The sequence below is a fragment of the Comamonas thiooxydans genome, from assembly GCF_000964545.1.
Taxonomy (GTDB): domain Bacteria; phylum Pseudomonadota; class Gammaproteobacteria; order Burkholderiales; family Burkholderiaceae_C; genus Comamonas; species Comamonas thiooxydans.
The window spans coordinates 168241-189369 of the sequence record NZ_BBVD01000002.1 but is presented as its reverse complement, the minus strand read 5'-3'; the positions used below and the strand labels follow the sequence as shown (position 1 = coordinate 189369).

The following is a 21129-nucleotide window of genomic DNA, read 5'->3' as shown; positions in this document are numbered from 1 at the left end:
TCTAGGAGATTCTCATGGGCTCGTTTTCTATCTGGCACTGGGCGATCGTGCTGCTCATCGTGGTTCTGGTGTTCGGCACCAAGAAGCTCAAGAACATCGGCTCCGACCTGGGCGGCGCCGTCAAGGGCTTCAAGGACGGCATGAAGGACGGCGCGACTGACGCCGATGCCAATGCTGCGACCGGCCAAGTGGCCAACCAGCAGGCTGCCGAAAAGGCCACCATCGACGTGGAAGCCAAGCAAAAGAGCTGATCGCGGCAGGACTGACATTTAGATGTTTGATATTGGCCTGTCCAAAATGGCGCTGATCGGTGCCGTGGCCCTGGTGGTCATCGGTCCCGAGAAACTGCCGCGCGTGGCCCGCATGGTGGGCACCTTGCTTGGCAGGGCACAGCGCTATGTGTCCGACGTCAAGGCCGAGGTCAACCGCTCCATGGAGCTCGATGAGCTGCGCAAGATGAAGGACACGGTCGAGACCGCCGCGCGGGACGTGGAGTCCAGCATGCGCAATCAGGCCTCCGATCTTGAAAAGGACTGGAGCGATGCGACCAAGGACCTGCGCGACGACTCGAACATGACTTCGGCTTCGTCCTTCGGCTCCTATGACGCAGAAGGCGGCTACACCGGTCTGGATACGCACAGCAGCGTGGTGCCAAGCTATCGCCATCCGCGCAAGAACTGGCGCGTCAAGCGCGGTGCCGTGCCCCAGTGGTACAAGGCCCGCGCCGGGGTACGCAGCAAGGTCCAGTCGGGTGCGGCACGCGTGGCGCGCTTTCGCCCCAAGAAGTTCCATTGAACATGCAGCTCAGCAGCCTGCCGGCCGCAAGGTCGGCCATGGCCGGCCCCAGGGGCCAGGCCCTGCTGCCCGCATGTCGCTCTTTGCCCGTGATCCGCGGGCGTTGTTGTTTCTCAAGCGTGTGGAGCCGATCGGGCTCCGACGCGGTTTTGCACCATGTCCGAACCCTCTAAAGAAGACGAACTCGCCGGCACGGAGCAGCCGTTTGTCCAGCACCTGATGGAGCTGCGTGATCGCCTGCTCTACAGCCTGTATGGCGTTTTGATCGGCGTCGGGCTGTTGATGTTCTGGCCGGGCCCCGATGGCCTGATCGACTTCATCGCCCTGCCCATCAAGGAGCATATGCCGCCCGGCGCCAAGCTGATTGCGGTGGGCGTTTTCTCGCCCTTCTTCGTGCCGCTCAAGGTGTTGATGATGGTGGCCGTGCTGCTGGCGCTGCCCTGGATCATGTACCAGATCTGGGCCTTTGTGGCACCGGGCCTGTACAGCCACGAGAAGAAGTTCGCCCTGCCGCTGATCCTGTTCGGCAGCCTGCTGGCCTATGCCGGCATTGCCTTCGTACAGTTCTTTGTGCTGGGCAATATGTTCAAGTTCATCCAGCACTTCACGCCTGCCAGCGTGGCGGCCACGCCCGACATCGCCTCGTATGTGGAAGCGATTCTGTCGCTCTACATCGCTTTTGCGGCGGCTTTCCAGGTGCCCATCGTGGTGATGCTGTTGGTGCGCTTCGGTCTGGTGGAGATCGAAAAGCTCAAGGCCTTCCGCGGCTATTTCGTGGTGCTGGCCTTTGTGATTGCTGCCGTCATCACGCCGCCCGATGTGATCTCTCAGCTGGCCCTGGCCTTGCCCATGTGCCTGCTCTACGAGATTGGCATTCTGGGCGCCGGCTGGTTCAGCAGGGTATCGCGTGCGCCCGATGCCGAGGAAGGCACGGGCTCGGAAGTGGAGAAATCCTCGGACGGCCACTGATCTTCGCCCCGACCTCCTGCAAAGCCCTTGAAGCAATTCAAGGGCTTTTGTTTTGATGACTGTCTGCAATTTTTTCCATCAGTGCTTGAGTCATATCTCTTGATGAATCGTGTTGAAGAAGTTGTGGCTGGCCTGGCCGGAGCATGAAAAAAGCCAGCGGCTGGCGCTGGCTTTTCGGTTTGTTGGCGCTGCAATCAGCGGCGTGGGTGACCCTGTTGCTGCAAGGTGCTGGCTGCTGGTCGGGCTCCCGGAGTGATGTCCAGCACCACTTCGCTGTCGCCGCGGCGCACATCGAACTTGGCGGCTTCGCCGGGCTTGAGCGAGGCCACGGCTGTGAGCAGTTCGGAGACATTGCGGGTCGCGGTCTCGCCCACCTTGACGATTACGTCGCCGGGACGCATGCCGGCCTGGGCGGCGGGGCCGGCCTGCAGCACGCCGGTGATGATGACGCCGGCATCGGCCTTGACGCCAAAGGTCTCGGCCAGCTCGGGCGAGAGTTCGTTGGGCTCCACGCCGATCCAGCCGCGCGTGACCTTGCCGTCCTTGACGATGCCGTCCAGCACCATCTTGGCAGTGGAGACGGGAATCGCGAACCCGATGCCCATGCTGCCGCCAGAGCGCGAGTAGATGGCCGTGTTGATGCCCAGCAGATTGCCGTTGGCATCCACCAGCGCACCGCCGGAGTTGCCGGGGTTGATGGCTGCGTCGGTCTGGATGAAGTTCTCGAAGGTGTTGATGCCCAGCTGGCTGCGGCCCAGAGCGCTGATGATGCCGCTGGTCACTGTCTGGCCCACACCGAAGGGGTTGCCGATGGCCAGCACGCGGTCGCCCACAGCGACCTGATCGGAGTTGCCCAGCACGATGACGGGCAGCTTGTCGAGCTCGATCTTGAGAATGGCCAGATCAGTCTCGGGGTCTGTTCCAATGATCTTGGCCTTGGCCTGACGGCTATCGGTCAGCGTGACCTCGATATCGTCGGCGCCTTCCACCACATGGTTGTTGGTGAGGATGTAGCCATCTTGACTGATGATGACGCCACTACCCAAACCAGATTGCTCCTGTGGACCCTGATCGCCAAAGAAGAATTGGAACCAGGGATCGTTGGCGCGCGGGTGGCGAACCGCCTTGCTGGTGTTGATGCTGACCACGGCGGGCGAGGCCTTGCGCGCGGCAGGCGCAAAGCTGCCGGGAGCGACTTCACCCGCTGGAGTGGATGGAGCCTGCAGCAGCGAAACACCGGCACTGCTACGGATATTTCCGCGCTGAAGCCAAGTGGGCTGTAGGGTAGCCACTACAAAATAGATAGCCACCAGCACGGTGACGACCTGCGAAAACAGCAACCAGGTGCGTTTCATGTAATGCGTATAGGTAGTGAAGGGAACAAGCCCACATTGTGAAGCATGGCTGCGCCAGGCGTCGAAGCGAACATTTGCTTGCAAGCAAATGCATAACGCAAAGCTTTGCAGAATGCAGGGCCCATGGCTATAGGACTGCAAGCACCTAAAGTTTTATGTGTCCAGGATATATGAGTGGAAACCCTAGAATGTTTTTTCGACTGCGCTTACGCCGCCGTTACTGAAGTGACTGCCCACAAGGTGCTCATATTCGGTCTGGTGTGGCTTTGCATCTGAAGCCCGCCGCAATCGGTCTGCCACTGCACGTTGACCCGTGATCAGCGGCCTTATCCGCGCTGTCCTGTTGTTCGATCTAGGAAACACCATGACTACGCTTGACCACGCTGCATCGGCTGACGCGCCGGCTGCAGCGACGAATCGTCTCCTGAACCGGGAGGACTACAAGACCCTGGGCTTATCGGCCCTGGGCGGAACGCTGGAGTTTTACGACTTCGTGGTGTTCGTCTTTTTTGCCAATGTGATTGGCAGCCTGTTCTTTCCAGCCTCGCTGCCGGAGTGGATGCGCCAGCTGCAGACGCTGGGCATTTTCGCGGCTGGCTATCTGGCGCGCCCCATCGGCGGCATTTTGATTGCCCACTTCGGCGACATCCTGGGCCGCAAGAAGATGTTCACGCTGTCGGTGTTCCTGATGGCCGTGCCCACGCTGGTCATCGGCCTGCTGCCGACCTATGAAACCATAGGCTTGGCCGCTCCCATCCTGCTGCTGCTGATGCGCGTGATGCAAGGGGCTGCCATCGGCGGTGAAATGCCCGGTGCCTGGGTGTTCGTGGCCGAGCATGCTCCCCAGAAGCGTTACGGCTTTGCGATCGGCGCACTGACCTCCGGCATTACCGGCGGCATTTTCCTGGGCTCCATCATCGGGGTCTGGCTCAACAGCACCTACAGCCAGGGCGAGATCCACGACTGGGCCTGGCGCATCCCCTTCATCCTGGGCGGTGTCTTCGGTCTGGTGTCGGTGTATCTGCGCAAGTTCCTGCACGAGACCCCCATCTTCCAGGAACTGCAGGCCCGCAAGGCCGCTGACCGCGAACTGCCGATCAAGACCATCTTGCGCGACCACCGGGAAGCCTGCGTCGTCGTGGCGCTGATGACCTGGGTGCTGTCCACGGCGATCGTGGTGGTGATTCTGTTCACGCCGGCCTATCTGCAAAAGGTGTTCCACATCGAGCCTGCCATGGCCCTGAAGGCCAATGCCGTGGCGACCGTGACGCTGACCATAGGCTGCGTGTTCTGGGGCTGGCTGTCCGACAAGATCGGCACCAAGCTGACCATGCTCATCGGCTGGGGCGGCATGACGGCCACGGCCTATCTGTTCTACCTGAACCTGCCTGGCAACGAGGCATCGCTGATCTGCAACTATGCGACCGTGGGCTTCTTCGTGGGCTCCATCTCGCTGCTGCCCGTGGTGGGTGTGCGGGCCTTCCCGCCCGAGGTGCGCTTCACCGGTCTGTCCTTCTCCTACAACATGGCCTATGCCGTGTTCGGCGGTCTGACTCCCATGCTGGTGTCCGTGTGGCAGCAGGTGGATGTGATGGCTCCCGCCCACTATGTGGCGGCCATGGGCGTGCTGGGCATGGCCATGGGCTTCTGGCCTCTGGCCTGCAAGGGTTGGCAGCCGCGCAAAGCGTGAGCCTGCACAGGCGGATGAGAAAAGGCAGTCAGCAGTGGCTGCCTTTTTTTTCACTGCTCGCGCGTTTGCGGCGGCGCGGCTGCATGAGCTGCGCGGACACGGTGCTCAGCACCATGTCGGCAAAGGCGCTGCCGCCCGCCGATATATGGTTGCGCATGGCCTCGGCAGCAACTTCGCTGTTGCCCGCCAGAATGGCGGCCACCACGGCTTCATGCTCGGCCTGGGAGTGCAGTAGCCGCTCCGGCTTTTCGAACATCTTGCTGCGGTACGGTGCGACCCTGAGCCTGGCCTCGCGGGTCTGCTCGACGATAAAGGTGTTTCCGCTGGATTGATATATCAGATCGTGCAATCTGGCATTCGCTTGCTCATAGGCTATCGAATCGGCTTTCTGGGCATGGGCAGCGGTCTGCGCGAGAGCGGCCTGCAACTGCGCTCTCTGCTCAGCGTTGATGCGCCGGGCCGCCAGGCGCGCCAGCACGCCTTCCAGCTCGGCAAGCCCTTCCATCATCGCAATCAGCTCGCGGGGATCGAGGTGGCGCACGTAGATGCCCACGCGCGGAAGAATGCTCACCATCCCCTTGGCGGACAGCAGCAGCAAGGCCTCGCGGACCGGCGTGCGCGAGGCCTGGAAGCGCTCGCACAGCGCCTGTTCGTCGATGGCGGCACCTGGCCGCAATGCGCCGTTGCGCAGATCCTGCTCCAGAGCCAGGCGGATGCGGTCCTGCATGCTGGGCGCGTCTAGGGTTTCTTCCCTTGGTGAAGGTTTGGGGTTCATTGTTCAATATTAGATATATCTATTTATATGTCTGATACGCATGAGTCCAAGACTGCACTACCAAGACCATATCGCAACCATTACTCTCCAGCGCCCCACGGTGGCAAACCGCCTGGCGCCCGATGACTTGCCGGTGCTCATGGAATCCATCGAGAGCGTCAATCGCAGATCGGAGGTGCGGGTGCTGGTGCTGCGTAGCGAAGGCAAGTATTTCTGCAGTGGCTACGATATATCACAAATCGAAAACAGCCAGAGCGAAGGCAGCAGCTTCGGCGAAATGGTGGACGTGGTGGAGCAGTGCCGTGCGGTGACCATCGCCGCCATCCAGGGCGGCGTCTATGGCGGCGGGACCGATCTGGCGCTGGCTTGCGACTTTCGCGTGGGTTCGATGGCGGCAGACATGTTCATGCCTGCGGCGCGGCTGGGCCTGCATTTCTACGCCTCAGGAATGGAGCGCTATGTCAGTCGCCTGGGACTCGATACCGCCAAGCGCCTGTTCCTGACCGGCGAGCGCCTGGATGCCGAGCAGATGAAGGCCTGCGGCTTTCTGACGCATCTGGCGGCGGCGCCGCAGCTCGACGAGACCGTGGCGGCTCTGGCCGAGACGATCGGCGCAATGGCGCCCCTGGCTTTGTCCGGCATGAAGAAACACCTGAATCTGATTGCCTGCGGCCGCCAAGACCGCGAGGCGATTGCGCGCGACGTGCAGCGCTCGGTCGAATCCGCGGATCTGCGCGAAGGCGGCCTGGCCTGGCGCGAGAAGCGCGTACCGGTTTTCAAAGGCTGCTAGCGCCGCTGTTGCGCCGAAAAACAACCCTAACTTCCATCAAGGAGACAAGCATGTTCAAGAAAGCATTGATATCGGTCTGCCTGCTGAGCGCCAGCGCCCTGGCACTGGCGGACGCCTACCCGTCGCGCCCCATCACCCTGATGGTGGGCTTTCCGCCCGGCGGCGGCGCCGACGCTGTGGCGCGCATCGTCAGCGAGAAGCTGGGGCGGGTGCTGAACCAGGCAGTGCTGGTGGACAACCGCCCCGGCGCCGGCACGACGATTGCGTCGGATCTGGTGGCGCGGGCGCCTGCGGACGGCTATACCTTGCTGCTGGGCTCCGCCAATCTCTACGGCACCGACCAGATTCTCTATAAGAGTGCGCGCTACGACGGCGCCAGGAGTTTCACGCCCATCATGCGCTGGAGCGATTCGCCGATGCTGCTGGCGGTGAAAAAGGACTTTCCCGAGAAAACCGTGGCCGGCCTGATAGAGCGGGCGCGCAAGAACCCCGGCAAGCTGAGCTATTCCTCATCCGGCACGGGCGTGGTCACGCATCTGGCGGGGGCCTCGTTTGCGCATGCGGCTGGCATCGACATGCTGCATGTGCCGTTCAAGGGCGGGGCGCCGTCGATTCAGGCCGTGGGTGCGGGCGATGTGGACATGACTTTCGGAACGCCCCCCTCGGTGATGCCGATGGCCGCCGGCGGCAAGCTGCGCATCATGGCTGTGACGACGGCCCAGCGCTCGCAGCTGTTCCCCGACCTGCCGGCCATGCAGGAGTCCGGCATCGATGGGGCGGACTTCACGCTCTGGTTCGGTCTCTACGGGCCGGCCAAGCTGCCCAGGGAGATCACGCAAAAGCTGTTCGAGGCCAGCCGCCAGGCCTTGAGCGACCCGGAAGTCAAGGCCAAGCTTGAAAAGCAGGGCGTTGTGGCTTATCCCTCGGCATCGTCCCAGGAGTTCGAGGCCTGGGCCCAGGCCGACGGCAAGAAGCAAAAAGCCGTTGCCGAGCGCGCCATGGCAGGGCAATGAAGCGGTTTCCAGCAAAGAGAGTTTTCCATATGTCTGACATGAATATGTTCACCGCCCTGCGCGCGGCTTTCCCGGCCGATCTGGACGAGGTCGCCATCGAGGCGGTATCGCCTCAGGCCCCGGCCGATGCACCGCTTTTCTATACCTGGCGCGAGCTGGATCGCATGAGCGCACGCATGGCGAATCTGTTGGCCTCGCTCGATCTGCCCGCCGCCAGCCGTATCGCGGTGCAGGTGGAAAAGTCGGTCGAGGCACTGATGCTGTATCTGGCCACCTTGCGTGCCGGTCATGTGTTCCTGCCGCTCAATACTGCCTACCAGAGTGCCGAGATCGGATATTTCATCGGCAATGCCGAGCCCGCCGTCGTAGTCTGCACGCCCGCCAATATGGACTGGGTGGCAAAGGTGGCGGCGGACTGCGGCACGCAGCATGTTTTCACGCTGGGCGAAGCGCAGGACGGCAGCCTGCTGGAGCAGGCGCTGCGCTTCGACGAGGTGCATGCACCCGTGCCGCGCCAGGCCGATGATCTGGCCGCCATCCTCTACACCAGTGGCACCACGGGGCGCAGCAAAGGGGCGATGCTCTCGCATGGCAATCTGCTCTCGAACGCGCTCATGCTCAAGCAGTACTGGGGCTGGCGCACGCGCGAGCAGGGCGGTGACGTGCTGATCCACGCCCTGCCTATCTTCCATGCGCACGGGCTGTTCGTCGCCATCCATGGTGCGCTGATCAATGGCAGCAAGATCATCTGGATGTCGAAATTCGACGCCAAAGCCGCGATCGCCGCCATGCCGCGCGCCACCGTGTTCATGGGCGTGCCTACGCTGTATGTGCGCATGCTGGCTGAGCCGACGTTGACCAGGGAGGCGGCCGGCCGGATGCGGCTGTTCATCTCGGGCTCGGCGCCGCTGCTCATCGAGACCTTTGGCGAGTGGCGCCAGCGCACAGGCCACACCATTCTCGAGCGCTATGGCATGAGTGAAACCATCATGCTCACCTCCAATCCCTACGGCCCCGATGCACGCCACGGCGGGCAGGACGAGCGCCGTGGCGGCACCGTGGGCTTTGCGCTGCCCGGTGTGAGTGTGCGCGTGGCGGGCGACAGCGGCCAGCCGTTGTCCACGGGCGAGGTCGGTGCCATCGAGGTCCGGGGACCCAATATCTTCAAAGGCTATTGGCGCATGCCGGAGAAAACGGCGCAGGAGTTCACGGCCGATGGCTGGTTCAGGACCGGCGACGTCGGCAGGCTCGACGAGCGTGGCTATGTCAGCATCGTGGGTCGCAGCAAGGATTTGATCATCAGCGGCGGTTACAACGTCTACCCGGCGGAGATCGAAGGCTTTATCAACGATATGCCCGGCGTGGCCGAGAGCGCCCTGGTCGGTGTGCCGCACCCGGATTTCGGCGAGGTGGGGGTGGCGGTGGTCGTTGCCAGGAGCGGCCATCCACTCGACGGCGCCGCCATTGTCGCCGCGCTCAAGTCCCGGCTTGCCAACTTCAAGATTCCCAAGCGCTGCGTTGTCGTCTCGGAGCTGCCGCGCAACACCATGGGCAAGGTGCAGAAAAACCTGCTGCGTGATCGCTACCGGGACTTGTTTCTCTGAAAACCATAGCTGCTACCTCATGGTAACAAAGGTATTTAGGTGTATTTCGTACTGAAATGCTTTGATTGCATGCGTTAGCAGCTCCTTATCTTGAAGTGCGGCGGGTGCGACAATCATGCCCATGATGACCACCCGCCAAGACATGCTGCAGGCGTTCGACGCCTTGCTGCAGCCCGAACGCTTCAAGGACTACGGACCCAACGGCCTGCAGGTCGAAGGCAAGAGCGAGATTCGTCGCATCGTCAGCGGTGTGACGGCCAGTCGCGCCCTGATCGAGGCGGCGATCGAGGCCGGGGCCGATGCCATCTTCGTGCACCACGGTCTGTTCTGGCGCGGCATGGATGGTCGCATCACGGGCTGGCTCAAGGAGCGCATCCGTCTGCTGCTGGCGCATGACATCAATCTGTTTGCCTATCACCTGCCGCTGGATGCCCATGCCGAACTGGGCAATAACGCGCAACTCGGGGCGCGGCTCGGAGTGCAGGGACAGGCCGCATTCGGCGACCAGAACCTGGGCTGGCTGGCCGATGTGGACTTTGCCGATGCCGCCGCTCTGGCAGGGCATGTGCAAAGCGTGCTGGGGCGAAAGGTGACGCTGGCCGGTGTGCAGGAGCACAAGCCGATTCGCAGGCTGGCCTGGTGCACCGGAGGGGCGCAGGGCTTTTTCGAGTCCGCGATTGCCGCCGGCGCCGATGCCTATATCACCGGCGAGATCTCCGAGCCCCAGATGCATCTGGCGCAAGAGATGGGCGTGAGCTTTATTGCTGCCGGCCATCATGCGACCGAGCGCTATGGTGCTCCGGCCGTGGCTGCCCATGTAGCCCAGGAGTGCGGGCTGGAGCACCGCTTCATCGATATCGACAACCCGGCCTGATCCGCTCCTGGACCTTCGTCTTTCACTTTTGATGGCTGCAAGCACTTTGGAACAGGAGGCTTGCGGCAACTCTGATGCCTATGTCCGTCATTGCTTCAACCCAAACCATCGCCATCACCCAGGGCGACTGCGCAGGCATAGGGCCTGAAATCATCGCCAAGGCTTTTCGGGCTGCGCCGCAGGCCATGCGCGGCTGCTTTGTAGTGGGCGAGTTGCAGACTCTGCGCCGGGCCACGGCGCTGGCCGCCAGGGCCGTCGACGGCGATCAGGCCATTGCCCAGCCCGTGGTGGTGATCGATGAGCCGGGTGAAGCCTGGTCTGTTCCGGAAGGTGCCGTCGCGCTGCTGAACTTGCCGGGGTTGGCGGGGCCTCAGCCCTATGGCCAGATTTGCGCGGCTGCCGGGCAGGCCGCGGCGCAATGCGTGGTCTGGGCTGCGCAAGCGGCTTTGCGTGGCGAGATTGCCGCCATGGTTACGGCGCCCTTGCATAAAGAGGCACTGCATCTGGCCGGCGTGACCTTCCCCGGGCATACGGAGCTGCTGCAGGCCGAGGCGGCCGCCCATGCGGGCGTTTCGCTGGAGCAGATGCCGGTGCGCATGATGCTGGCCAATGACGAGCTGCGTACCGTGCTGGTCAGCATCCATGTGTCGCTGCGCGAGGCCATCGAGGCCGTGACCGGGCCGCAGATTCTGCAGACCTTGCGCATCACGCATCAGGCGCTGGGCAAGAGCCTGGGACGTACGCCTCGCATTGCCGTGGCAGGGCTCAATCCGCATGCGGGCGAGGGCGGCATCTTCGGACGTGAAGAAATCGAAATCATTGCCCCGGCAATCGCGGCAGCACAGGCAGAAGGCATGGATGTGCAGGGACCGTTTGCGCCGGACACAGTCTTCATGCGGGCGCGAAATACGCCAGCCCACCCGGGTGAATTCGATGTGGTGTTGGCGATGTACCACGACCAAGGGTTGATCCCAGTCAAATATTTGGGTGTGGAAAAAGGCGTCAACGTGACCCTGGGTTTGCCGCTGGTACGCACCAGTCCCGACCATGGCACGGCCTTTGATATCGCCGGTCAGGGAGTGGCCGATGAGGCCAGCCTGCTTGAAGCCGTGCATATGGCCCGCAGCCTGGCGAGTTGATGGGACTTCAACTGCTGGTTCACCAGTCGTCAATGCTTCAGGCATCCAAGCACTTGCCGGATGGATTCATGCAGTGTGCTGGGTCGCGCTGAATGCTCGATGCCATGAAAAAAGCCTGCTGGAGGTCAGCAGGCTTTTCATCACTGGGCTGAACGCTCTCAGGCCTTGCGATTGAGGCTGTCGCGGATCTCGCGCAGCAGCTGAATGTCTTCGGGCGTAGCGGGTGCTTGCTCCGGTGCAGGCGGAGCCTCGCGCTTGAGGCGGTTTATCTGTTTGACCATCATGAAAATGATGAAGGCCAGAATCACGAAGTTCACCGCAACCGTGATGAAGCTGCCATAGGCAAATACGGGAATGCCGGCTTTTTTCAGCGCATCCAGAGTGCGTGGAACTCCTTCGGGCATGGTGCCCAGAACGACGAACAGGTTGGAAAAGTCCAGCTTGCCAAAGAGCAGGCCCACCAGAGGCATGATGAGGTCGTTGACCACGGAGTCAACGATTTTCCCGAACGCGCCGCCGATGATCACGCCCACGGCAAGATCCATGACGTTTCCCTTGATTGCGAACTCGCGGAATTCTTGCATCATGCCCATAAGCAGTTCCAGTCACTAAGAGTTTGAGATAGCGCAGTATTGCGTGACTTTGGCGGTTGTCAACGTCGGACTGGGGCTGGAATAACCATAACCCCACCGCTAGAATTTGCAGTTGACCCCAAATCAAGCGATGTACTTCGAGGAAATCCATGAGTGACTCTCCAGTCGACTCCAGCAAGCGCACGTGGATCATCACGTCAGCATGTGCTGGTGCCGTGGGCGGTGTGGCAACGGCCGTCCCTTTTGTGAGCTCCTTCCAGCCTTCTGAAAAAGCCAAAGCAGCAGGTGCTGCGGTAGAGGTGGATATCTCCAATCTCAAGGATGGTGAGAAGCTCACCGTCGAGTGGCGTGGCAAGCCGGTGTGGATCATCAAGCGCACACCCGAGCAGCTCAAGGACCTGCCAGGCCTCGATGGCGAACTGGCAGACCCGACCTCGGCGCGTCATCCCGAAGAGTTCACGCCGCCCTATGCGCAAAATGAAGCGCGCTCCATCAAGCCTGAAATCCTGGTGGTCGTGGGCATCTGCACCCACCTGGGTTGCTCTCCCACCGACAAGTTCGTCGCTGGGCCCCAGCCTTCGCTGCCTGCAGACTGGAAGGGCGGTTTCCTCTGCCCCTGCCATGGCTCCACCTTTGACATGGCCGGCCGGGTGTTCAAGAACAAGCCAGCGCCGGACAACCTGCAAGTGCCGCCACATATGTATCTGTCCGACACCAAGCTGCTGATTGGTGAAGACACCAAGGCAGCCTGAGGGAGACAAGAACAATGGCTCACGAATTCAAGCAAATCGACCCGAACTCCACAACCGGAGCGAAGGCCATGAACTGGCTGGAGAACCGGTTTCCGACGGCATTCGATGCGTACCGCGTCCATATGTCGGAGTACTACGCTCCCAAGAACTTCAACTTCTGGTACATCTTCGGCTCGCTGGCGCTGCTGGTGCTGGTGATCCAGATCGTCACCGGCATCTTCCTGGTGATGCACTACAAGCCCGATGCCGAAAAGGCGTTTGCTTCCGTGGAATACATCATGCGTGATGTGCCCTGGGGCTGGCTGATCCGCTACATGCACTCCACAGGCGCCTCGGCGTTCTTTGTGGTGGTCTATCTGCATATGTTTCGCGGTCTTCTGTACGGTTCTTACCGCAAACCGCGCGAACTGGTCTGGATCTTCGGTTGCGCCATCTTCCTGGTGCTGATGGCTGAAGCCTTTATGGGCTATCTGCTGCCCTGGGGTCAGATGTCGTACTGGGGCGCCCAGGTGATCGTGAACCTGTTCTCCGCCATCCCCTTTGTCGGTCCCGATCTGGCTCTGCTGATCCGTGGCGACTATGTGGTGGGCGATGCGACTCTGAACCGCTTCTTCAGCTTCCACGTGATCGCCGTGCCTCTGGTGCTGCTGGGTCTGGTCGTTGCGCATTTGCTGGCGCTGCACGACGTGGGCTCCAACAATCCCGACGGTATCGAGATCAAGGGCCCGAACGCGCCCAAGGATGAAAAGGGCCGCCCTCTGGATGGGGTGCCCTTCCACCCTTACTACACGGTGCATGACATCTTTGGCGTGACGGTGTTCCTGTTCCTGTTCTCGGCCGTGGTGTTCTTTGCGCCCGAGTTCGGCGGCTACTTCCTGGAGTACAACAACTTCATCCCGGCCGACCCGCTCAAGACGCCCAATCACATTGCCCCTGTCTGGTACTTCACGCCCTTCTATTCGATGCTGCGTGCCATCACCAGCGAGATGATGTATGTGCTGATCGCCTGCGTGGTGCTGGGTGCCGGCTACGGCATTCTCAAGTCGCGCCTGCCTGGTTTTGCCAAGGGCGCCGTCGCCATCGTGGCCCTGGGTGCCATCGCCATGATGCTGTCCATCGACGCCAAGTTCTGGGGCGTGGTCGTCATGGGTGGTGCGGTCATCATCCTGTTTGCCCTGCCCTGGCTCGATTGCAGCCCGGTCAAGTCGATCCGCTATCGTCCCAGCTGGCACAAATATGTGTATGCAGTGTTTGTGGTGAACTTCGTCGTCCTGGCCTATCTGGGGGTGCAGCCTCCGTCGCCGGTGGGCGAGAAGGTGTCGCAGGTCGGCACGCTGTTCTACTTCGGCTTCTTCCTGCTCATGCCCTGGTGGAGCCGCTTGGGTGAAACCAAGCCCGTGCCCGAGCGTGTCACCTTCAAGCCTCACTGAAGCAGGAGAGAACAAGAATGAAGAAACTGATTCTGACCCTGGTTGCAGCCCTGGGTATTGCCGGCGCTGCGCAAGCTTCTGAAGGCGGCATCCACTGGGATAAGGCGCCAGTCAACACCAGCGACACGGCATCCCTGCAAAATGGTGCCAAGATCTTTGTCAACTACTGCCTGAGCTGCCACTCCGCTGCCTTCATGCGTTTCAATCGCTTGAAGGACATCGGTCTGACCGATCAGGACATCAAGGACAATCTGTTGTTCACCACCGACAAGGTAGGTGAGACCATGAAGGCAGCCATCAATCCCAAGGAAGCCAAGGAGTGGTTCGGTGCCAACCCGCCCGACCTGACCGTGATCGCGCGCTCGCGTGCCGGCTCGGGCGGCTCGGGAGCTGATTACCTGTATACCTTCTTGCGTACTTTCTACAGGGATGACACCAAGGCCACGGGCTGGAATAATCTTGCCTTTCCCAGCGTAGGCATGCCGCATGCGCTGTGGGAGCTGCAGGGTGAGCGTCGCGCCATCTTCGAAGAGCATGACGACCATGGAACTAAGACCCAGGTCTTCAAGGGTTGGGAGCAGGTGTCTCCTGGCAAGATGAGCGCAGTGCAGTACGATCAGGCAGTTGGCGATCTGGTGAATTACCTGCAATGGATGGGGGAGCCGGCTCAGAACACCCGAACCCGTATCGGGGTGGGCGTGTTGATTTTCCTGGCCTTCTTCATCTTTATCGCTTGGCGCCTGAATGCCGCGTTCTGGAAAGACGTGAAATAGGCTTTGCCGCCGTGCAGAAGTTGTCTGCAGCCAAACCGTGTTAGTGCAGAGTGGGGTGCCGTGGGCAACCCACTCTTTTTGATTTTTAGGAGTCTCCACCATGATGGTGCTTTATTCGGGAACGACTTGCCCCTTCTCACACCGCTGCCGCTTTGTGCTGTTTGAAAAAGGCATGGATTTCGAGATCCGCGATGTGGACTTGTTCAGCAAGCCCGAAGAAATCGCCGTGATGAACCCCTATGGTCAAGTGCCAATCCTGGTCGAGCGCGACCTGATTCTGTACGAGTCCAACATCATCAACGAGTACATCGATGAGCGCTTTCCCCATCCCCAGCTGATGCCTGGCGACCCTGTGGACCGTGCCCGTGTGCGCCTGTTCCTGCTGAACTTCGAAAAGGAACTGTTCGTGCACGTGAGCGCTCTGGAAGAGCGCAACGTCAAGGGCAATGAAAAGGCTCTGGAGAAGGCTCGTGCCCATATCCGTGACCGCCTGACCCAGATGGCGCCCATCTTCCTGAAGAACAAGTACATCATGGGCGAGAACTTCTCCATGCTGGATGTGGCGATTGCTCCCCTGCTGTGGCGTCTGGACTACTACGGCATCGAGCTGTCCAAGAATGCTGCCCCTCTGCTCAAGTATGCCGAGCGCATTTTCTCGCGCCCCGCTTACATTGAAGCACTGACTCCCTCTGAAAAGGTCATGCGCAAGTAATTGCACATGAGCGCAGAGCGGGCATGTTGAAGGGCTTTCCTTCATCTGCCCGCTTTTTTGTCTTTGCAATCTTCTGGATTTGATTCGTCAGGAAATGAGATGACAGCCCCTGAAACGACTTCAACCCGTCCGTATCTGCTGCGGGCATTGTTTGAATGGTGTACCGACAATGGTTTGACGCCGCATATTGCCGTGCGCGTGGACCGCAGCACCCAGGTGCCCATGGAGTTTGTGCGTGATGGTCAAATCGTGCTCAACATCAGCTATGACGCGACCAGCGGCCTGCTGATCGGCAATGAGTATGTTGAATTCAAGGCACGCTTTGGCGGCCAGCCACGGGAAATCATGGTGCCTGTGGCGAACGTCATGGCCATCTATGCCCGCGAGACCGGACAGGGCATGGCCTTCCCGCCCGAGGAGGACGAAGTCCCCGAGGACGACGATGCGCCATCGATGGAGGATGCCGAGCCCGACATGGAGTCGGATGAGGAGTCCTCGGCCGAGCGTGTGGTGCAACTGGTTCCCGTCAAGGCGGAAGCAGAAGCTTCCGGCGAAGATGATGCTCCTCGTACGCCGCCACCCGCAGGTGGTCGTCCGGCGCTCAAGCGTGTGAAGTAGTCCGGCCAGTGTTTTTGCCGGCAGATCGGGAAATTTCAGGATTCTTCTTTTGGGGCTGAATTTCTACGTTAGAATTCAGTCTTCGCCGGTTTAGCTCAGTTGGTAGAGCACCCGCCTTGTAAGCGGTAGGTCGTCAGTTCGAATCCGACAACCGGCACCAAACAAATAGGTCTCTTCGGAGGCCTTTTTTGTTTTTCTGCCTCTAAAAAGGTCTTGTCAGGCCTGAACCTTGATGCGGATGCTGTTGACGGCCCAGCCTTTGGTGCGCAGATGAGCCGCCATGGCCGGCAGCAATTGGCGCACTTTGGCCGCAGCAGCGTTGTTTTTCACGATCAGGCACCAGCCGTCTTCATCAATGGGGCCGGCCTGCAAGCTGGCGCGCAGCATGGGCGGAACCAGGGGTAAAACGGCTTTGAGCCGGTTGCTGGAGTCCTGAGTCAGTGCTGCCAGGCGCGCCAATGTGGGAGAAGACTCCATGGCATTGATGGCAGTTACGGCGTGATGGCGGCGAACAATGGTCATGCGAGCGGCAAACAGTTGGGCAAGGGCAAGCCCGAGCTTAGCTCAGCCGAGAATGAATGCCGCAGTGCCGGCTATTTGCGCGTGCAGTGCAATCCCATACGTGCTCTGGAGTAGCGAAAAGCCAAGGCAGGCTTGCGCGGTTAGAATCATTTTTTGGTCCTGTCCCTGTTTGGGGTGCGTCAGGAGGTTTTTTCACCCATTTCGGGTGTGGCTCTTGACTGCCGCAGGGACGGCCCCATCTGAAGACCAACAATCAAGGGATTCTGGACACATTGCTTTGCGCAACAGGCAAAAAAGCAATGTGCCTTCGCACGCATGGCCACCAATTTCCTCACCAAACTGTTCGGCAGCCGCAATGACCGGTTGCTCAAGCAATACCGTAAAACAGTCGCTCGCATCAATGCGATGGAGCCTGAGTACGAAAAGCTCAGCGATGAGGCATTGCGCGCCAAGACGCAGGAGTTCAAGGACCGCGTTGCCAAGGGCGAGGCGCTGGACGAGTTGTTGCCCGAAGCCTTTGCCGTAGTGCGTGAAGGCTCCAAGCGCGTCATGAAGATGCGTCACTTCGACGTGCAGATGCTGGGCGCCATGGCGCTGCATTACGGCAAGATTGCCGAAATGCGCACCGGAGAAGGCAAGACGCTGACCGCGACGCTGCCCGTGTACCTCAATGCCCTGTCGGGCGAGGGCGTGCATGTCGTGACCGTCAACGATTACCTGGCCAATCGCGATGCCACGACCATGGCTCGCCTCTACAACTTCCTCGGCCTGTCGGTGGGCATCAACCTGCCCAATCTGTCGCGTGAACAGAAGCAGCAGGCCTACAACTCCGACATCACCTACGGCACGAACAACGAATACGGCTTCGACTACCTGCGTGACAACATGGTGTACGAGCCCGGCGACCGCGTGCAGCGCGTGCTGAACTACGCCATCGTCGACGAGGTGGACTCCATCCTGATCGACGAGGCGCGTACTCCGTTGATCATTTCCGGCCCGGCCGAAGATCACACGGCCATGTACGTGGCCATGAATCAGATCGTGCCGAATCTGGTGCGCCAGGAGGGCGAAGCCGATCCCCGCACGGGTGAGGGCGTGACCAAGCCCGGCGATTTCACGGTCGATGAAAAATCCCATCAGGTCTACCTGACCGATCAGGGCTATGAAGCGGCCGAGCGCCTGCTGGCTCATGCCGGCCTGATCGCCGAAGGCTCGTCCCTGTACGACCCCTCCAACATCTCTCTGGTGCATCATCTGTACGCCGCGCTGCGTGCCAACCAGCTGTATTTCCGCGACCAGCACTATGTGGTGCAGAACGACGAAATCGTGATCGTGGACGAGTTCACCGGCCGTCTGATGGCCGGCCGCCGCTGGAGCGATGGCCTGCACCAGGCCGTGGAAGCCAAGGAAGGTGTGGCCATCCAGGCCGAGAACCAGACCATGGCCTCGATCACCTTCCAGAACTACTTCCGTCTCTACAAGAAGCTGTCGGGCATGACCGGTACGGCCGACACCGAAGCCTACGAATTCCAGGAAATCTATGGCCTGGAAACCGTGGTGGTGCCGCCCAACAAGCCCAGCAAGCGCCAGGACCAGCTCGATCGCGTCTACAAGACCACCAAGGAAAAGTACGACGCGGCGATCAAGGACATCCGCGAGTGCTACGAGCGCGGCCAGCCCGTGCTGGTCGGCACGACCTCGATCGAGAACTCCGAAATCATCGACCAGCTGCTGACCCGCGAGAAGCTGCCCCATCAGGTGCTCAACGCCAAGCAGCATGAGCGCGAGGCCGACATCATTGCCCAGGCGGGCAGCGAAGGCATGATCACCATCGCCACCAATATGGCCGGCCGTGGTACCGACATCGTGCTGGGCGGCAATATCGACAAGCAGCTCAAGGCCATCGAGAGCAACGAGGCACTCAGCGAGACCGAGCGCAACCAGCAGATCGAGCAGCTGCGTGCCGACTGGCAAGTGGCCCACGACAAGATCGTGGCACTGGGCGGTCTGCGCATCATCGCCACCGAGCGTCATGAATCGCGCCGTATCGACAACCAGCTGCGCGGCCGCTCGGGCCGCCAGGGCGACCCCGGCTCTTCGCGTTTCTATCTGAGCCTGGACGACCAGTTGATGCGCATCTTCGCGGGCGACCGAGTCAAGGCCATCATGGACCGCCTGAAGATGCCCGAAGGCGAAGCCATCGAGGCCGGCATCGTGACCCGCTCCATCGAGTCGGCGCAGCGCAAGGTCGAAGCACGCAACTTCGACATGCGCAAGCAACTGCTCGAATATGACGACGTTGCCAACGACCAGCGCAAGGTGATCTACCAGCAGCGCAACGACATTCTGGATTCCACAGACCTGAATGGCATGCTGGCCGCCATGCGCGAGGACGTGATCACCGACCTGGTGCGTCAGTACGTGCCGGCCGAGTCCATGGAAGAGCAGTGGGATGTGCCCGGCCTGGAGAAGGCGCTGGCCAGCGAATGGCAGATCGATCTTTCCTTGCAGCAGGACGTGGCGGGTTCCGAATCCATCACTGACGAAGACATTCTGGAGAAGGTCGTCAAGGCAGCCCACGATCTGTTCGACGCCAAGGTGGCCTTGATCGGCCAGGAGAACTTCACGCAATTCCAGCGCGCCGTGCTGCTGCAGAGCTTCGACACCAACTGGCGCGACCACCTGGCTGCGCTGGACTATCTGCGCCAGGGCATTCACCTGCGCGGCTATGCCCAGAAGCAGCCCAAGCAGGAATACAAGCGCGAGGCTTTCGAGCTGTTCCGCCAACTGATCGATCAGGTCAAGACCGAAGTCACCCGCGTGCTGATGACGGTCCAGGTCCGCTCGCGCGAAGAGATGGACGAAGCCGCCGTCGCCATGAACGAGCGCGGCGCGCAGAGCCTGGAGCACATGAGCTATGCCTCGCCCTCGGAAACCGAAGGCATGAGCATCGAGGACGACGTGATGCTGGCCGAGCCTCTGGCCATGCCCGAGGGCGTGCACGTGGGCCGCAACGACCCTTGCCCCTGCGGTAGCGGCAAGAAGTTCAAGCTTTGCCACGGCAAGCTGTCCTGACCCCCTGAGGCGCTTGGCGCCTTCCCCCTGAAGGGGACTCATTGCGGTGGCGCCCCTTGCTGGCCGTCTCTGGCTTGGAGCATGCGTTATCGAACAACACGGGCTGCGGCTCGTGTTTGCATTGGGGCGCAGCTTTTTGCGCAACAAAATCCGGCAAGTCCGTTCGGGCCTCTGTTTGTTCCGATAATGGGGAACGTTTTAACTTTCGACCCCTAGGCTGCTGCACGGGGCGCGCTCTTGGCCGGAGACATCGAGCAAGAGCCGCCTCGCGGCGAAGATGTCGTCCCCCTCAGGGGGAAGCCGCGCAGCGGCTCAGGGGGAGGCTTTTCTCAGGAACATACAGAAATGTCCGTGAATCTTTCCGCTCCCGTCGCCGCTGATCTGCTGGCGATCAATGGCGTTCGCATTGGTGTTACCGAAGCCGGCGTGCGCAAGGCCAATCGCAAGGACCTGACGGTGTTCCTGCTCGACGAAGGCGCCTCGGTGGCCGGCGTGTTCACCCAGAACCGTTTCTGCGCCGCTCCCGTGCAGATCTGCCGCGAGCATCTGGCGGCCGACACCGGCATCCGCGCCATGGTCGTCAACACCGGCAATGCCAATGCCGGCACCGGCGCCGCCGGTCTGGCCAATGCCCGTGCCACCTGCGCTGCGCTGGCCAAGGAGCTGGATCTGAACGCGGGCCAGATCCTGCCTTTTTCCACCGGCGTGATCATGGAAGAGCTGCCCGTGGACCGCATCGTGGCTGGCATGCCCAAGGCCATTGCTGCCGCCAAGGCTGATAACTGGGCCACCGCTGCCGAAGGCATCATGACCACCGACACCTTGCCCAAGGCTTTCAGCCGCAGCGTCAGCATTGGCGGCAAGACGGTTTCCATCACCGGCATCAGCAAGGGCGCGGGCATGATCCGCCCCAATATGGCGACCATGCTGGGCTTTCTGGCTACCGATGCGGCGATTGCCCCCGAGCTGCTGCAGCCCCTGGTCAAGGAACTGGCCGACGGCTCCTTCAACCGCGTGACCATTGATGGCGACACTTCCACCAATGACTCGTTCGTGCTGATCGCCACCCACAAGGCTGGCAATGCCCAGGTCACGGCGCTCTCCAGTGCCGAAGGCGAGCAGCTCAAGGCAGCATTGCTGGAAGTGGCGCAAAAACTCGCGCAGGCCATTGTTCGCGATGGCGAGGGTGCCACCAAGTTCATCAGCGTCAAGGTCGAGGGTGGCAAGAATGAGGAGGAGTGCCGCCTGGTCGCTTACTCCATTGCCCACTCTCCCCTGGTCAAGACGGCCTTTTTTGCTTCCGACCCCAACCTGGGCCGCATCCTGGCCGCTGTAGGCTATGCCGGCATTGCCGATCTGGATCAGACCAAGATCGATCTGTACCTGGACGATGTGCATGTGGTGGTCGATGGCGGTCGCAATCCTTCCTACAAGGAAGAAGACGGTCAGCGCGTGATGAAGCAGCAGGAGATCCTGGTGCGCGTGCTGCTGGGTCGTGGCGATGCCGCGCAGACGGTGTGGACCTGCGATCTGAGTCACGAATATGTGACGATCAATGCGGATTACCGGTCGTAAATGATCACCCCCTGAGCGGCGGCGCCTGGGCGGCACCGCGGCTTCCCCCTCTCTCTACGCGCTGCGCGCTATGGG

20 protein-coding genes and 1 tRNA gene are annotated in these 21129 nt (G+C 61.1%); 17 read left to right on the top strand and 4 right to left on the bottom strand.

Going from position 1 to position 21129, the window contains the following annotated elements; all coding sequences use genetic code 11:
* Positions 1-14: 14 nt before the first annotated feature.
* The 3 genes from tatA (at position 15) to tatC (ending at position 1764) form a co-directional block, all read left to right on the top strand.
* The gene (gene tatA / locus Cth01_RS02390) at positions 15-251 is read left to right on the top strand and encodes a Sec-independent protein translocase subunit TatA (RefSeq protein ID WP_003058595.1); all 237 of its coding nucleotides are present in this window, start codon (positions 15-17) and stop codon (positions 249-251) included.
* A 22-nt stretch (positions 252-273) separates the two neighbouring features.
* Positions 274-795, top strand: a complete 522-nt coding sequence (gene tatB / locus Cth01_RS02385; RefSeq protein WP_003062149.1) for a Sec-independent protein translocase protein TatB — start codon at positions 274-276, stop codon at positions 793-795.
* A gap of 156 nt (positions 796-951) precedes the next feature.
* On the top strand, positions 952-1764 hold the full coding sequence (gene tatC / locus Cth01_RS02380) for a twin-arginine translocase subunit TatC (protein ID WP_034357499.1): 813 nt from the start codon (positions 952-954) through the stop codon (positions 1762-1764).
* Between the two features lie 194 nt (positions 1765-1958).
* On the opposite strand, the gene Cth01_RS02375 is transcribed toward tatC, so the two are convergent.
* Entirely contained in the window at positions 1959-3119 is a 1161-nt protein-coding gene (locus tag Cth01_RS02375) for a trypsin-like peptidase domain-containing protein (RefSeq protein WP_045838443.1), read from the bottom strand.
* Positions 3120-3483: 364 nt separating this feature from the next.
* Between Cth01_RS02375 and Cth01_RS02370 the strand changes: the two genes are divergently transcribed.
* Positions 3484-4809, top strand: a complete 1326-nt coding sequence (locus Cth01_RS02370; RefSeq protein ID WP_003062155.1) for an MFS transporter — start codon at positions 3484-3486, stop codon at positions 4807-4809.
* Between the two features lie 28 nt (positions 4810-4837).
* Here Cth01_RS02370 and Cth01_RS02365 read toward each other — a convergent pair whose 3' ends face one another.
* Entirely contained in the window at positions 4838-5536 is a 699-nt protein-coding gene (locus Cth01_RS02365) for a GntR family transcriptional regulator (RefSeq protein ID WP_003062157.1), read from the bottom strand.
* 88 nt (positions 5537-5624) lie between these two features.
* Here Cth01_RS02365 and Cth01_RS02360 point away from each other — a divergent pair, with 88 nt between their 5' ends.
* The 5 genes from Cth01_RS02360 (at position 5625) to pdxA (ending at position 11004) form a co-directional block, all read left to right on the top strand.
* Positions 5625-6374 carry an enoyl-CoA hydratase/isomerase family protein gene (locus tag Cth01_RS02360; protein WP_034361347.1) on the top strand — a complete coding sequence of 250 codons (750 nt, stop codon included), beginning with the start codon at positions 5625-5627 and terminating at the stop codon, positions 6372-6374.
* Between the two features lie 50 nt (positions 6375-6424).
* Entirely contained in the window at positions 6425-7387 is a 963-nt protein-coding gene (locus Cth01_RS02355) for a Bug family tripartite tricarboxylate transporter substrate binding protein (RefSeq protein WP_045838442.1), read from the top strand.
* 29 nt (positions 7388-7416) lie between these two features.
* Positions 7417-8991, top strand: coding sequence for a malonate--CoA ligase (locus Cth01_RS02350; RefSeq protein ID WP_045838441.1), 1575 nt, complete (start codon positions 7417-7419; stop codon positions 8989-8991).
* A 115-nt stretch (positions 8992-9106) separates the two neighbouring features.
* Positions 9107-9865, top strand: coding sequence for a Nif3-like dinuclear metal center hexameric protein (locus Cth01_RS02345; protein ID WP_072248213.1), 759 nt, complete (start codon positions 9107-9109; stop codon positions 9863-9865).
* Between the two features lie 80 nt (positions 9866-9945).
* Positions 9946-11004: a 4-hydroxythreonine-4-phosphate dehydrogenase PdxA gene (gene pdxA, locus Cth01_RS02340; protein WP_082085624.1), complete on the top strand. Its 1059-nt coding sequence runs from the start codon at positions 9946-9948 to the stop codon at positions 11002-11004.
* A 158-nt stretch (positions 11005-11162) separates the two neighbouring features.
* Here the strand turns inward: pdxA and mscL are convergent, their stop codons facing one another.
* A complete protein-coding gene (mscL, locus tag Cth01_RS02335) occupies positions 11163-11597 on the bottom strand; it encodes a large conductance mechanosensitive channel protein MscL (protein WP_034357508.1) in 435 nt (144 codons plus the stop codon).
* 149 nt (positions 11598-11746) lie between these two features.
* Here mscL and petA point away from each other — a divergent pair, with 149 nt between their 5' ends.
* The 6 genes from petA (at position 11747) to Cth01_RS02305 (ending at position 16042) form a co-directional block, all read left to right on the top strand.
* A complete protein-coding gene (gene petA, locus Cth01_RS02330; protein ID WP_034357510.1) occupies positions 11747-12349 on the top strand; it encodes a ubiquinol-cytochrome c reductase iron-sulfur subunit in 603 nt (200 codons plus the stop codon).
* A gap of 14 nt (positions 12350-12363) precedes the next feature.
* Complete coding sequence (locus tag Cth01_RS02325) at positions 12364-13779, top strand: cytochrome b (RefSeq protein ID WP_003062172.1); 1416 nt, start codon at positions 12364-12366, stop codon at positions 13777-13779.
* A 17-nt stretch (positions 13780-13796) separates the two neighbouring features.
* Positions 13797-14552, top strand: a complete 756-nt coding sequence (locus tag Cth01_RS02320; RefSeq protein WP_003062174.1) for a cytochrome c1 — start codon at positions 13797-13799, stop codon at positions 14550-14552.
* A 100-nt stretch (positions 14553-14652) separates the two neighbouring features.
* Positions 14653-15264: a glutathione S-transferase N-terminal domain-containing protein gene (locus Cth01_RS02315; protein WP_003058564.1), complete on the top strand. Its 612-nt coding sequence runs from the start codon at positions 14653-14655 to the stop codon at positions 15262-15264.
* Positions 15265-15363: 99 nt separating this feature from the next.
* Positions 15364-15882, top strand: coding sequence for a ClpXP protease specificity-enhancing factor (locus Cth01_RS02310; protein ID WP_034357512.1), 519 nt, complete (start codon positions 15364-15366; stop codon positions 15880-15882).
* Positions 15883-15966: 84 nt separating this feature from the next.
* A tRNA-Thr gene (locus tag Cth01_RS02305) sits at positions 15967-16042 on the top strand.
* 56 nt (positions 16043-16098) lie between these two features.
* Here Cth01_RS02305 and Cth01_RS02300 read toward each other — a convergent pair.
* Positions 16099-16404, bottom strand: a complete 306-nt coding sequence (locus Cth01_RS02300) for a hypothetical protein (protein ID WP_003062178.1) — start codon at positions 16402-16404, stop codon at positions 16099-16101.
* A gap of 315 nt (positions 16405-16719) precedes the next feature.
* Here Cth01_RS02300 and secA point away from each other — a divergent pair, with 315 nt between their 5' ends.
* Positions 16720-19479, top strand: a complete 2760-nt coding sequence (gene secA, locus Cth01_RS02295; RefSeq protein ID WP_045838439.1) for a preprotein translocase subunit SecA — start codon at positions 16720-16722, stop codon at positions 19477-19479.
* 345 nt (positions 19480-19824) lie between these two features.
* Positions 19825-21054 (top strand): bifunctional glutamate N-acetyltransferase/amino-acid acetyltransferase ArgJ, encoded by a 1230-nt coding sequence (argJ, locus tag Cth01_RS02290; RefSeq protein WP_045838438.1) that lies wholly within the window; start codon positions 19825-19827, stop codon positions 21052-21054.
* Positions 21055-21129: the final 75 nt, after the last annotated feature.

Coding starts and splice junctions, on each gene's coding strand:
- tatA (WP_003058595.1), top strand. CDS start 15: ATGGGCTCGTTTTCTATCTGGCACTGGGCGATCGTGCTGCTCATCGTG.
- tatB (WP_003062149.1), top strand. CDS start 274: ATGTTTGATATTGGCCTGTCCAAAATGGCGCTGATCGGTGCCGTGGCC.
- tatC (WP_034357499.1), top strand. CDS start 952: ATGTCCGAACCCTCTAAAGAAGACGAACTCGCCGGCACGGAGCAGCCG.
- Cth01_RS02375 (WP_045838443.1), bottom strand. CDS start 3,119: ATGAAACGCACCTGGTTGCTGTTTTCGCAGGTCGTCACCGTGCTGGTG.
- Cth01_RS02370 (WP_003062155.1), top strand. CDS start 3,484: ATGACTACGCTTGACCACGCTGCATCGGCTGACGCGCCGGCTGCAGCG.
- Cth01_RS02365 (WP_003062157.1), bottom strand. CDS start 5,536: ATGCAGGACCGCATCCGCCTGGCTCTGGAGCAGGATCTGCGCAACGGC.
- Cth01_RS02360 (WP_034361347.1), top strand. CDS start 5,625: ATGAGTCCAAGACTGCACTACCAAGACCATATCGCAACCATTACTCTC.
- Cth01_RS02355 (WP_045838442.1), top strand. CDS start 6,425: ATGTTCAAGAAAGCATTGATATCGGTCTGCCTGCTGAGCGCCAGCGCC.
- Cth01_RS02350 (WP_045838441.1), top strand. CDS start 7,417: ATGTCTGACATGAATATGTTCACCGCCCTGCGCGCGGCTTTCCCGGCC.
- Cth01_RS02345 (WP_072248213.1), top strand. CDS start 9,107: ATGCCCATGATGACCACCCGCCAAGACATGCTGCAGGCGTTCGACGCC.
- pdxA (WP_082085624.1), top strand. CDS start 9,946: ATGTCCGTCATTGCTTCAACCCAAACCATCGCCATCACCCAGGGCGAC.
- mscL (WP_034357508.1), bottom strand. CDS start 11,597: ATGGGCATGATGCAAGAATTCCGCGAGTTCGCAATCAAGGGAAACGTC.
- petA (WP_034357510.1), top strand. CDS start 11,747: ATGAGTGACTCTCCAGTCGACTCCAGCAAGCGCACGTGGATCATCACG.
- Cth01_RS02325 (WP_003062172.1), top strand. CDS start 12,364: ATGGCTCACGAATTCAAGCAAATCGACCCGAACTCCACAACCGGAGCG.
- Cth01_RS02320 (WP_003062174.1), top strand. CDS start 13,797: ATGAAGAAACTGATTCTGACCCTGGTTGCAGCCCTGGGTATTGCCGGC.
- Cth01_RS02315 (WP_003058564.1), top strand. CDS start 14,653: ATGATGGTGCTTTATTCGGGAACGACTTGCCCCTTCTCACACCGCTGC.
- Cth01_RS02310 (WP_034357512.1), top strand. CDS start 15,364: ATGACAGCCCCTGAAACGACTTCAACCCGTCCGTATCTGCTGCGGGCA.
- Cth01_RS02300 (WP_003062178.1), bottom strand. CDS start 16,404: ATGACCATTGTTCGCCGCCATCACGCCGTAACTGCCATCAATGCCATG.
- secA (WP_045838439.1), top strand. CDS start 16,720: ATGGCCACCAATTTCCTCACCAAACTGTTCGGCAGCCGCAATGACCGG.
- argJ (WP_045838438.1), top strand. CDS start 19,825: ATGTCCGTGAATCTTTCCGCTCCCGTCGCCGCTGATCTGCTGGCGATC.